Origin of the sequence: Paraburkholderia acidisoli, from assembly GCF_009789675.1 — a bacterium.
In the GTDB taxonomy this organism is placed as follows: domain Bacteria; phylum Pseudomonadota; class Gammaproteobacteria; order Burkholderiales; family Burkholderiaceae; genus Paraburkholderia; species Paraburkholderia acidisoli.
Map to the genome: position 1 here is coordinate 1,228,807 of NZ_CP046914.1, position 12,194 is coordinate 1,241,000.

10 protein-coding genes are annotated in these 12,194 nt (G+C 63.8%); 7 read left to right on the plus strand and 3 right to left on the minus strand.

Annotation, left to right across the window (positions count from 1 at the left end):
• Window positions 1-162: 162 nt before the first annotated feature.
• From cyoA to FAZ98_RS19620, 6 genes are all read left to right on the plus strand, one after another.
• The gene (gene cyoA, locus FAZ98_RS19595) at window positions 163-1,056 is read left to right on the plus strand and encodes a ubiquinol oxidase subunit II (RefSeq protein ID WP_158953010.1); all 894 of its coding nucleotides are present in this window, start codon (window positions 163-165) and stop codon (window positions 1,054-1,056) included.
• A 3-nt stretch (window positions 1,057-1,059) separates the two neighbouring features.
• Window positions 1,060-3,069 (plus strand): cytochrome o ubiquinol oxidase subunit I, encoded by a 2,010-nt coding sequence (gene cyoB, locus FAZ98_RS19600; protein ID WP_158953012.1) that lies wholly within the window; start codon window positions 1,060-1,062, stop codon window positions 3,067-3,069.
• Window positions 3,069-3,677 (plus strand): cytochrome o ubiquinol oxidase subunit III, encoded by a 609-nt coding sequence (cyoC, locus tag FAZ98_RS19605; protein WP_158953013.1) that lies wholly within the window; start codon window positions 3,069-3,071, stop codon window positions 3,675-3,677. The genes cyoB and cyoC overlap by 1 nt, the downstream gene beginning before the upstream one ends.
• On the plus strand, window positions 3,678-3,995 hold the full coding sequence (cyoD, locus tag FAZ98_RS19610; RefSeq protein ID WP_158953014.1) for a cytochrome o ubiquinol oxidase subunit IV: 318 nt from the start codon (window positions 3,678-3,680) through the stop codon (window positions 3,993-3,995).
• 379 nt (window positions 3,996-4,374) lie between these two features.
• The gene (gene pcaF, locus FAZ98_RS19615; RefSeq protein WP_158953016.1) at window positions 4,375-5,577 is read left to right on the plus strand and encodes a 3-oxoadipyl-CoA thiolase; all 1,203 of its coding nucleotides are present in this window, start codon (window positions 4,375-4,377) and stop codon (window positions 5,575-5,577) included.
• 255 nt (window positions 5,578-5,832) lie between these two features.
• Complete coding sequence (locus tag FAZ98_RS19620) at window positions 5,833-6,462, plus strand: hypothetical protein (RefSeq protein WP_158953018.1); 630 nt, start codon at window positions 5,833-5,835, stop codon at window positions 6,460-6,462.
• Window positions 6,463-6,576: 114 nt separating this feature from the next.
• Here FAZ98_RS19620 and gabD read toward each other — a convergent pair whose 3' ends face one another.
• Complete coding sequence (gene gabD, locus FAZ98_RS19625) at window positions 6,577-8,025, minus strand: NADP-dependent succinate-semialdehyde dehydrogenase (RefSeq protein ID WP_158953020.1); 1,449 nt, start codon at window positions 8,023-8,025, stop codon at window positions 6,577-6,579.
• 104 nt (window positions 8,026-8,129) lie between these two features.
• Complete coding sequence (gene gabT / locus FAZ98_RS19630; RefSeq protein ID WP_407672118.1) at window positions 8,130-9,422, minus strand: 4-aminobutyrate--2-oxoglutarate transaminase; 1,293 nt, start codon at window positions 9,420-9,422, stop codon at window positions 8,130-8,132.
• A 120-nt stretch (window positions 9,423-9,542) separates the two neighbouring features.
• Here gabT and pdxR point away from each other — a divergent pair, with 120 nt between their 5' ends.
• On the plus strand, window positions 9,543-11,264 hold the full coding sequence (gene pdxR, locus FAZ98_RS19635; protein ID WP_158953024.1) for a MocR-like pyridoxine biosynthesis transcription factor PdxR: 1,722 nt from the start codon (window positions 9,543-9,545) through the stop codon (window positions 11,262-11,264).
• A gap of 15 nt (window positions 11,265-11,279) precedes the next feature.
• On the opposite strand, the gene FAZ98_RS19640 is transcribed toward pdxR, so the two are convergent.
• Complete coding sequence (locus FAZ98_RS19640; RefSeq protein WP_158953026.1) at window positions 11,280-12,116, minus strand: EamA family transporter; 837 nt, start codon at window positions 12,114-12,116, stop codon at window positions 11,280-11,282.
• Between the last annotated feature and the right edge of the window lie 78 nt (window positions 12,117-12,194).

The following is a 12,194-nucleotide window of genomic DNA, read 5'->3' on the forward strand; positions in this document are numbered from 1 at the left end:
CCTGAACAAGCTGCCGGTGCGCGCTAAAACTTGGCAAAGATCAAATTTCGGGATTATCCCTTTCCGTAAAATCGCCCTGAATACGATACGGGTGCATTTTGCGTGGCGATTTTGCGATGCGAATGTGGTGGTGTTTTGGTGGTCAACAGAAATCAGGCAAACATGGACAGAAAAGCCTTTAAAAGGTGGTTAATCCCCCTCGGCAGCGGGCTGCTCGTTTCTCTTGCGGGATGCAGCGGCAATTTCGCCGTGCTCGACCCGAAGGGCAGCGTCGGCGTGGCCGAAAAATCGCTCATCGCCACGGCCACATGGGCCATGCTGCTCGTGGTGGTGCCCGTGATCATCCTCACACTGGTGTTCGCATGGCGCTATCGCGCCTCCAACCGTAACGCCACCTATGCGCCCAAGTGGTCGCATTCCACGGCGATCGAAGTGGTGGTCTGGGCCATTCCGGCCGTCATCATTCTCTTCCTCGCCATCCTCACGTACCGCACGTCCCACGAGCTCGACCCCTACAAGCCGCTGGAGTCGAACGTGAAGCCCATCAACGTCGAGGTTGTCGCGCTCGACTGGAAATGGCTCTTCATCTACCCGGACCTCGGCATTGCCTCGGTGAACCAGCTGGCGGTGCCGGTCGGCACGCCGGTGAACTTCCGCATCACCTCGGATTCGGTGATGAACTCGTTCTTCATCCCGCAGCTGGGCACCCAGGTCTACGCCATGGCGGGCATGCAAACGCGTCTGCACCTGATCGCCGACGAAGCGGGCAACTACGCCGGCATCTCGTCCAACTACAGCGGCAAGGGCTTCTCCGACATGAAGTTCCGCACGCTCGCCACGAGCCAGCAGGACTTCGACGCGTGGGTGCAGAAGGTCAAGGCGTCTTCCACGCAGCTCTCGATGGACCAGTACGCCTCGGTGTCGAAGCCGCAGGAGAAAGCGCCGGTGCAGTACTTCTCGGCGGTCGATCCGAAGCTCTTCAACAACATCATTGCGAAGTACAACAACGGCCACGTTACGGATTTCCGGGACGCTGCCTGCGGTACGAAGGGGTAACGCATGTTAGGCAAACTTACTTTAGAGGCGATCCCGTTCGATCAGCCGATCATCATGGGCGCCGCGGCGTTCATGGGGCTGATCGTCCTTGCCGTGCTCGGTCTCGTGACCGTGATGGGCAAATGGAAGTACCTGTGGTCCGAATGGATCACGAGCGTGGACCACAAGCGCATCGGCGTGATGTACATGATCGTGGCCGTGCTCATGCTCGTGCGCGGTTTCGCGGATGCCGTCATGATGCGCATCCAGCAGGCCATCGCGTTCGATTCGCCCGGCTATCTGCCGCCGCATCACTATGACCAGATCTTCACGGCGCACGGCGTCATCATGATCTTCTTCATGGCGATGGCGATCATGGTGGGCCTGTTCAACCTCGTCGTGCCCCTGCAGATCGGCGCGCGCGACGTGGCCTTCCCGTTCCTGAACTCGCTCTCGTTCTGGATGACGGCCATCAGCATGATCCTCATGAACGTGTCGCTCGTGATCGGCGAGTTCGCGCAGGCCGGCTGGCTCGCGTATCCGCCGCTCTCCGAATTGCAGTTCAGTCCGGGCGTGGGCGTCGACTACTACATCTGGGCGATCCAGCTCTCGGGTGTGGGCACCTTGATCACGGGCGTGAACTTCTTCGTCACGATCCTCAAGATGCGCGCGCCGGGCATGTCGCTCATGAAGATGCCGGTGTTCACGTGGACCGCGCTGTGCTCGAACGTGCTGATCATGGCCACGTTCCCGATCCTCACGGTCGCCGTGGCGCTGCTCGGCCTCGACCGTTACCTCGGCATGCACTTCTTCACGAACGAGCTGGGCGGCAACGCCATGCTGTATCTGAACCTGATCTGGGCGTGGGGCCATCCCGAGGTGTATATCCTCGTGCTGCCCGCATTCGGCATCTATTCGGAAGTGATGGCCACGTTCTGCAAGAAGCCGTTGTTCGGCTACAAGACGATGGTCTATGCGTCGTGCGCGATCATGGTGCTGGCGTTCCTCGTGTGGGCGCACCACTTCTTCACGATGGGTTCGGGCGCCGACGTCAACGCGTTCTTCGGCATCGCGACCATGATCATCGCCATTCCCACGGGCGTGAAGATCTTCAACTGGCTGTTCACGATGTACCGCGGCCGCGTGCAGTTCACCGCACCGGTGCTCTGGACCATCGGCTTCATGGTCACGTTCTCGATCGGCGGCATGACGGGCGTGATGATGGCCATTCCGGGCGCCGACTTCGTGCTGCATAACTCGCTGTTCCTGATCGCCCACTTCCACAACGCCATTATTGGCGGCGTGGTGTTCGGCTACCTCGCGGGCCTGCACTACTGGTTCCCGAAGGTGTTCGGTCTCAAGCCCAGCGAAAAGCTCGGCAAGGCGTCGTTCTGGTGCTGGTTCATCGGCTTCTACGTGGCGTTCGTGCCTATTTACGTGCTGGGCTTCATGGGCGCAACCCGCCGCCTGAACCACTACGACGTGGCCGAATGGCAGCCGTACTTCGTCGTTGCCGCCATTGGCGCCGCGATCATCGCGCTCGGCATCGTGTTCCAGGTCGTGCTGTGGGTGATGGCGTTCGTGAACCGCAACAAGGCGGAATGCCAGGACGTGACGGGCGATCCGTGGGACGGCCGCACGCTCGAATGGGCCACCTCGTCGCCGCCCGCCATCTATAACTTCGCCGTCATCCCGCACGTGGACGATATCGACGCCTTCGCGCACATGAAGGAAACGGGCCGCGTGCCCGGCCTCGCGGCGAAATACACGGACATCCATATGCCCTCGAACACGGCGGCGGGCTTCATCGTCGGCATGTTCAGCCTGGTGCTCGGCTTTGCGGGCATCTGGCACATCACGTGGCTCGGCGTGATCGGTTTCGTCGGCGCGGTGCTGACGATCGTGATCCGCAGCTTCGGCAACAACGACGGTTACTTCATCCCGGCCGCGAAGGTTCGCGAGATCGAAGAGCAGCGCTTTGGCGCCGCCGTGACCGTGGATGAGCGCGACATGGTCGCCCTGGAGGTGAATTGATGTTACAGAACACTCATGCGGCGCCCCTTGCCGCACACGATCACGATCATCCGCCGGCCCATTCGGTGTTCGGCTTCTGGATCTACCTGATGACGGACTGCGTGCTGTTCGCGGCGCTGTTCGCCACCTTCGGTGTGCTGGGCCATCAGTTCGCGGGCGGGCCTTCGGGCAAGGATCTGTTCGACATTCCGGGCGTGGCGCTCGAAACGGCCATCCTGCTGTTGTCGAGCATCACGTACGGGTTCGCGATGCTCGGCGCGCAGCGCCGCAAGAACGGTGTCGTGCTCGGCTGGCTGGCCGTTACGTTCGTGCTCGGCGCGCTGTTCCTCGTGTTCGAACTGCGCGAGTTCTCGCACCTGATCGCCGAAGGCGCGGGCCCGCAGCGCAGCGCGTTCCTCTCGTCGTTCTTCACGCTCGTCAGCACGCACGGAATCCACGTGTTCTTCGGCCTGCTGTGGATGCTCGTGCTGATGATCCAGGTGGTGCGCAAGCCGCAACTCGGCGAGCAGGAAATTCGCCGCCTCACGTGCCTGAGCCTCTTCTGGCACTTCCTGGACGTCGTGTGGATCTGCGTGTTTACTTTTGTCTATCTCGGGAGCGTGATCTAAATGGCGCATTCTCATTCGGAGGCCCACGGCAGTCTCGGCAGCTATGTGGCGGGCTTCGTTCTTTCCGTGCTGCTCACGGCGGGTGCGTTCGGCGTCGTGCTGCACGGTTCGCTCGGCGAATCCACGGGCATGATCGCGCTGGCAGTGCTCGCGTTCGTGCAGGTCGTTGTGCATCTGGTGTTCTTCCTGCATCTGAATTCGCCGGGGCAGGGCTGGAATAAGCTCTCGCTGGCTTATACGGTGCTGGCGGCGGCGTTCCTGATCTTCGGCACTATTTGGGTCATGCATAACGTCGGCATGAACATGATGTCGCGCTGAGCGTTTGAGGCGCATTTAGGGCATTCGCGGGAAGTTTCGGCCGGTCTGGCCGCCCGCTCGCCCCAAAGGCCGTACGGACTTACGTCCGTGCGGCCTTTTTTCATTGGTTTCTCGTGGTTTTTAGGGCACGCTTCGGGGTCGGCAATTCGCCCGCATGACGCGGTTAGCCCGGGAGCGCCTAACTTGACCTCGCCCCGCGCGACGCCTATCATGGGCGCCAAAGTGTTCGATAAACGATCATTAGTTCTTTAGGCGAACAACACACTTCGAGGACGAGCGCGAACGAAGCTCTTTTCGCCCGCGCAGTCCGTCATCTCAACCCATTGGCATGGGATCGCACGGCGCTCGCGCGTCCGCCGCGATCGAAAAGGAGACTTACATGACGGAAGCATTCATCTGCGACGCGATTCGCACCCCGATCGGCCGCTACGCGGGCTCGCTCGCCCAGGTTCGCGCGGACGACCTCGGCGCCGTGCCGCTGAAGGCGCTCATGGAGCGCAACAAGGAAGTGGACTGGACCGCCATCGACGACGTCATCTACGGCTGCGCAAACCAGGCCGGCGAAGATAACCGCAATGTGGCGCGCATGTCGTCGCTGCTCGCGGGCCTGCCGGAAGGCGTGCCGGGCTCGACGGTCAACCGCCTGTGCGGCTCGGGCATGGACGCCGTGGGCATTGCCGCGCGCGCGCTCAAGTCGGGCGAAACCGGTCTGATGATCGCGGGCGGCGTGGAAAGCATGAGCCGCGCGCCGTTCGTCATGGGCAAGTCGGCGAGCGCCTTCGCGCGCGACGCGGCGATCTACGACACGACCATCGGCTGGCGCTTCGTCAATCCGCTGATGAAGAAACAATATGGCGTCGATTCGATGCCGGAAACGGCCGAGAACGTGGCCGACGACTATCACGTGAGCCGCGCCGATCAGGACGCGTTCGCGCTGCGCAGCCAGCAGAAGGCGGCGCGCGCGCAAGCCGACGGCACGCTCGCCGAGGAAATCGTCGCGGTCACGATCGCGCAGAAGAAGGGCGATCCGCTCGTGGTTTCGCGCGACGAACATCCGCGTGAAACGAGCCTGGAAGCGCTCGCGAAGCTCAAGGGCGTCGTGCGCCCGGACGGCTCGGTGACGGCCGGCAATGCTTCGGGCGTGAACGACGGCGCATGCGCGCTGCTGCTCGCGAACGAAGAAAATGCGAAGCGCTTCGGCCTCACGCCGCGCGCGCGCATTGTCGGCATGGCAACGGCGGGCGTTGCGCCGCGCGTGATGGGTATCGGCCCGGGCCCGGCCACGCAGAAGCTGCTGGCGCGCCTGAACATGACGATCGACCAGTTCGACGTGATCGAGCTGAACGAAGCGTTCGCGTCGCAAGGTCTCGCGGTGCTGCGCATGCTGGGCGTGGCCGACGACGACGCGCGCGTGAACCCGAACGGCGGCGCGATCGCGCTGGGTCATCCGCTGGGCATGAGCGGCGCGCGCCTCGTGACGACGGCCATGTATCAGTTGCATCGCACGAAGGGCCGTTTCGCGCTGTGCACGATGTGCATTGGCGTGGGGCAGGGGATCGCGATCGCGATCGAGCGGGTGTAAGCGCCGTTCGTTCGAACGAGTGATCGAGCCGCGAATCTCGTTGAGGTTCGCGGCTTTTGCTTTTTTGTGGCCGGATTTCGTCGCGGGCCGGCCGTCTGCGAATGGTGATGAATTCTTCTTTTCGCTGACAGAAATAATTCCCTCGATCATTTCAATTTTCCTTGGCACACCTCAACATCGTCCAACAAAGCGGGCGAGTAGAATCCTCAGTCCATCTGCGCACCTGAGCGCGCTTTTGCCAAAGGAGAATTGCAAATGAAAAAAGCTTCGTTTCTGGCAGCCGTATGGACTTTGAGCGCATGCGTCGCGCTGCCCGCCTTCGCGCAAAACGATCAATCTTCCAATCAACCGGCCGCGCAGCCGCAAGGTCAATCCGAGCTATCCAGCGCGGCGCAAGCCGTGATCGCCAATGTGCAGCCTGTTCATGTGCAGGCGAAGATCGTGGGTATCGACCGTGCCTCGCGCATCGTCACGCTGCGCGGTCCGCGCGGCAACGATCTCGACATCGCGCTGAGCCAGCAGGTGGCGAATTTCGATCAACTCAACGTGGGCGATACTGTCGACGTGCTCTACAAGAACGCGCTGCTCGTCACGGCCGAGAAAGTCACGGGCAAGGACAAGGGGATTCGCAAGCGCGTGGATACCAGCGTGTATCTGCCGGCGTCGTCGGGTTACGACGCCGCGCGTCAGGTCGAGGTGCAGGCCACCGTGCAGCACATCAACGCGAAGAAGCGCGAAGTCACGCTGCGCGGCGCGTATCAGACGGTCACGGTCGAAGCCACGCCCGACGTCGACCTCAAGACCCTCAAGGTCGGCGATACCATTCACGCCGTATTCGTTTCCGCGTACGCCACCCAGGTCACGCCGGTCGGGGCTTCGCAGTAACCTCTGGCAATCGCGCTTCGTACGCCGTACGTCATAAAAGCCGCCATAAAAAAACGCGCCGCGAAAACTCGCGGCGCGTTTTGCATGGAAAAGCGGCAATGCGTTAGCTGCGCTTTACAGCCCCATGCAGAGATATTTGATGACCACGTAGTCGTCGATACCGTAGTGCGAGCCTTCGCGGCCCAGGCCCGATTGCTTCACGCCGCCGAACGGCGCCACTTCGTTCGAGATCAGGCCGGTGTTGATGCCCACCATGCCGTATTCGAGCGCTTCCGCCACCTTCCACACGCGGCCGATGTCGCGGCTGTAGAAGTAAGCGGCCAGGCCGAACTCGGTGTCGTTGGCCATCCGGATCACTTCGTCGTCGGAGGAGAAGCGGAACAGCGGCGCGAGCGGGCCGAAGGTTTCGTCGCGCGCGACCTTCATCGCGGGCGTGACGTTCGTGACGATCGTCGGTTCGAAAAAGCCATGGCCGAGCGCATGACGCTTGCCGCCCGTAATGACTTGCGCACCCTTCGCGAGCGCGTCTTCGATGTGCGATTCCACCTTGAGCACGGCCGCTTCGTTGATGAGCGGACCTTGCGTCACGCCCGCTTCGGTGCCCAGACCCACCTTCAGCTTTTCGACGGCCTCTTTCAGCTTCGCGGCGAACGCGTCGTACACGGCGTCGTGCACGTAGAAGCGGTTCGTGCACACGCAGGTCTGGCCGCTGTTGCGATACTTCGAGGCGATGGCGCCTTGCACGGCGGCGTCCAGATCGGCGTCGTCGAACACGATGAACGGCGCGTTGCCGCCCAGTTCGAGCGAGACCTTCTTCACGGTCGCCGCGCACTGGCTCATGAGCAAACGGCCCACCGGCGTCGAGCCCGTGAACGAGAGCTTGCGCACGATGGGATTCGACGTGAGTTCGCCGCCAATCGCCTTCGGGTCGCCCGTCACCACGCTGAACACGCCGCGCGGCACGCCCGCGCGTTCCGCCAGCACGGCCATGGCGAGCGCGGAAAACGGCGTGGCTTCCGCGGGTTTGACGACGATCGTGCAGCCCGCCGCGAGCGCGGGTCCGACCTTGCGGGTGATCATCGCCGCGGGGAAATTCCACGGCGTGATGGCGGCGCACACGCCCACCGGCTCCTTGACCACGACAATGCGCTTGTCGCTCGCGGGCGTGGGGATTGTGTCGCCGTACACGCGCTTGCCCTCTTCGGCGAACCATTCGAGAAACGACGCCGCGTAGGCGATCTCGCCCTTCGCTTCGGCGAGCGGTTTGCCCTGCTCGGTCGTGAGAATGAGCGCGAGGTCGTCGGCGTTCTCCATCATCAGGTCGTGCCATTTGCGCAGGATGACGCTGCGTTCCTTGGCCGTCTTCGCGCGCCACGCGGGCCACGCGGCGTTGGCGGCGGAAATCGCGCGGCGGGTTTCGGCGGCGCCCATGCGCGGCACGGTGCCGATCAGCGCGCCGGTAGCCGGGTTGATCACGTCGAGCGTGGTGCCGTCTTCGGCGCCTTGCCATTCGCCATCGAGATAAGCGTGGTGCTTCAGCAGCGATGCGTCTTTCAGATTCATGCTTGTGCTCCGACTGAATTCAAATGGGATGCGAAAGGATTTGGAATGCAAAACGGCACAGCGGCCGGGTGCCGGTGTGCCGTTTCGCGGATGTCGCGCGCGGCTTACGCGGGCACGCCCACGGCTTCCTTGATCGACTCTTCGAGGATCGCGAGCGCTTCGTCGAACACGGCGTCCTGAATCGTGAGCGGGAACAGGAAGCGCACGACGTTCGAGTACACGCCGCACACGAGCAGCAGCAGGCCGCGGCTCAGCGCGGCGGCTTGCACGCGCTTCGTGAAGTCGGCGTCGGCGTCGCTCGTGCCGGGCTGGCAGAACTCCACGGCGTTCATCGCGCCGGGGCCGCGAATGTCGGCGATCTGCGGCACGTCGGCCTTGAGCGAGGCGAGCTTGGCCTTGAGCTTGTCGCCGAGCCGGTTCGCGCGTTCGCAGAGCTTTTCTTCGTCGATGATGTCGAGCACCGCGTGCGCCGACGCCACGGCGAGCGGGTTGCCCGCATACGTGCCGCCGAGACCGCCGGGCGCGGCCGCGTCCATGACTTCCGCGCGGCCGACCACGCCCGAGAGCGGCATGCCGCCCGCCAGACTCTTGGCGATCGTCATGAGGTCCGGCGTGACGTCGTAATGTTCCATCGCGAACAGCTTGCCGGTGCGCGCGAAGCCCGTTTGCACTTCGTCGGCGATCAGCAGGATGCCGTGCGTGTCGCAGATCTTGCGCAGACCGCGCACGAAGTCGGCCGGCGCCTGGTAGAAGCCGCCTTCGCCCTGAACCGGTTCGAAGATGATCGCGGCAACGCGCTTCGGATCGATGTCGGCCTTGAACAGCATCTCGATGTGCTTGAGCGAGTCGGCCGTGCTGATGCCGTGCACCGCGTTCGGATACGGCGCGTGGTAGACGTCGGCCGGGAACGGACCGAACGCGAGCTTGTACGGCGCGACCTTGCCCGTGAGCGCCATGCCCATCATCGTGCGGCCGTGGAAGCCGCCCGCGAAGGCGATCACGCCGGGGCGGCCCGTGGAGGCGCGCGCGATCTTCACGGCGTTTTCGACGGCTTCGGCGCCCGTCGTGAAGAAAGCGGCCTTCTTGGCGAAGCTGCCCGGCGCGCGCGCGACGATCTTTTCGGCGAGCGAGACGTACGACTCGTACGGCACGATCTGGTAGGCAGTGTGCGTGAAGTGGTCGAGCTGCGCCTTGATGGCGGCAACGATCTTCGGATGACGGTGGCCCGTGTTGCAGACGGCGATACCGGCGGCGAAGTCGATAAAGCGGCGGCCCTCGACGTCCCACAGCTCGGCGTTTTCGGCGCGCTCGGCGTAGAAGTCGCACATCACGCCCACGCCGCGCGGCGTAATGGCGTTCTTGCGGCTTTGCAGATCGGCGTTATTCGACACGTTCATCTCCTTGAGGGTCATATGCAGATTGTCGGTCGGACCGGCGTTCGGTCCATGTGGCGACTATACTCACGTTTGGCTCTAAATTTCAGAGCCATTCGGTGCAATCTTTAGGAGCCAATTTCGATGCGTGCGAGCGTGCTTTCCGACTGGCTGGCCCAGCGGCTCGACCGCGGCAGCGGTCAGCCCGTGTATCGGCAGCTGCACCGGCTGTTGCAGCAGGCGATCCTGTCGCGCGAATTGCCGGCGGGCACGCGCGTGCCGTCGTCGCGGTTGCTGGCGGCGGAATTGGGTATCGCGCGCAATACGGTCACGCAGGTGTACGAGCAACTCGTGCTCGAGGGCTATGTGACCTCGGCGACCGGGCGCGGCACCTATGTCGCCGATACTTCGCCGGACGAGATCGTGGGCGCGTTGGAAACGGGCGTGGCCCTGGCGCCGAAAGCGAAAAGCAATGTGTCGATGCCGGGCGCGACTTCGCAACTAACTGCCAATTCGGTGCGCGCGCCGCTCGGGTTGGGCGCTGGCGCGGCCGATGGCGTCGCGAAGGGCGTTCGTGTTGCAGGCGCTGGCATTGGCAGCCGCGCTGGTTTCGCTACGAACGCCGAAATCGCCTCAATTGGCTCGAGCGCCGAGATCGCCGAGACCGCCGGCATCGCCGAAACTCCGCGCCCGACCCCGCGCGCACTCTCCGCGCGCGGCACGCGTCTCGTGTCCAGCGCGGGCGTCTCCAAACGCCAGGGCGGCGCGTTCATGCCCGGCGTGCCCGACGTCTCGCGCTTCCCCGCGCGCGTCTGGACCCGTCTGCACAACAAGTACTGGCGCAGCCTGCGCCCCGATCTGCTGACCTATGCGCCCGGCGGCGGTCTCTCGCTGCTGCGCCACGTGCTCGCCGATTACTTGCGCACCTCGCGTTCGGTGCGCTGTTCGCCCGAGCAGATCATCATCACGACCGGCATCCACCAGTCCATCGACCTGGCCGTGCGCCTGCTCTCCGATCCCGGCGATACGATGTGGACCGAAGACCCGTGTTACTGGGGCGTGCGCAGCGTGCTGCACGTATCGGGGCTCAGCACGCGGCCCATTGCCGTCGATAGCGAAGGCCTCGCGCCGTCCGCCGCCGACTTCGCCGCGCCGCCGCCGAAGCTCATGCTCGTCACGCCGTCGCATCAATACCCGCTCGGCATGGTGATGAGCCTCGCGCGCCGCCGCATGCTGCTCGAATACGCGCGTCAGCACCGGTGCTGGATCATCGAGGACGATTACGACAGCGAGTTTCGCTACGGCAGCCGCCCGCTCGCTTCGCTGCAAGGGCTCGACACGGCGGGGCAGGTGATCTACGTGGGCAGCTTCGGCAAGACGCTGTTTCCGGGTTTGCGCGTGGGGTATCTCGTGGCGCCAGAAGCGCTCGCGGAAAGTTTCGCGACGGCGAGCGCCGAGCTGTATCGCGAAGGGCAATTGCTCCAGCAAGCGGTGCTCGCGGAGTTCATCGCCGAAGGGCATTTCACCTCGCATATCCGCAAGATGCGCGCGTTGTACGGCCAGCGGCGTCTGGCGTTGCTCGACGCGGCAACGCGCCGGTACGGCGACGCGTTGCCCGCGATGGGCGGCGACGCGGGCCTGCACGTGGTCATGCAGTTGCCCGAGGGCGCCGACGACCGCGCCGTGGCTGAAGCAGCGCTCGCGCGCAATATCGTCGTGCGGCCGCTCTCCGGCTATTACGCCTCGCGCGAGCGGGCCGAACCGGGTTTGCTGATCGGCTATGCGTGCGTGCCCGACGAGGAGATCGCGCCCGCGTTCAACACGCTCGCCGACGCCATCGACGCAACGTTGCCGGAATTTGCTTAGTGCAACCAGGTAAGTTCAAAGCCGGATCAACACCGCGCCGCACGTCACGAGCGCGCACGCGATCATGCGGCGCGCCGTGAGTTTTTCGTGCATGAAGAGCCAGCCGATCAGCACCGCGAAAATCGACGAAAGCTCGCGCAATGCGGACACCGTCGCGATCGGCAAATAACGGAACGCTTCGATCACGAGGCAATACGCGCTCAGCGCGAGCAGGCCCGCGATCATGCCGCGCGCGGCGTTCGACTTCGAGGCGAACATCTGCGCCACGCCGCCGCGCAGCTTGCACACGATGATGAATTGCGGCACGTTCCAGAGCAGATACACCCACATGATGTAACTCAGCGCGTTGCCCGCGAGGCGCGCACCGAGTCCGTCGATGACCGAGTACACGGCGATGAACAAGCCCGTGAGGAGCGCATACGGCACGCTTTCGCCGGAAAAGCGCATGCCGCGCCGGAACGCCAGCGACATGATGCCGAGCGAGACCAGCGCGACGCCCGAAGCCGCGAGCGGGCGCATCGCTTCGTGCGCGAACGCGAATGCGCCTGCGAACACGAGGAGCGGCGAAAGCCCGCGCGCGATCGGGTAGATTTGCCCGAAGTCGCCGCTGCGGTACGCGCGTATCAGCGTGAAGCAATAAGCCAGTTCCAGTACCGCTGAAGCCGCGATATACGGCCAGCTTTCGGGCGCGGGCAGCGGCAGCACGCACACGCCGACCGCGCTCACGGCAAGGTACGGAATGGAGAACATGCCGAGCAGCCAGAGACGGTCGCCGGAGAGATGCAGAAAGGCGTTCCAGCTCGCGTGCATGAGCGCCGAGAGCAGGACCAGCGAAACGACGAAGCTTGCCATCGGGATTGCTGAGGGTAGAGATGGAAAGCGTTCGATTATTCCAGCGAATGCTTCGGGAAGCGAAGGATTTCGCGCGAG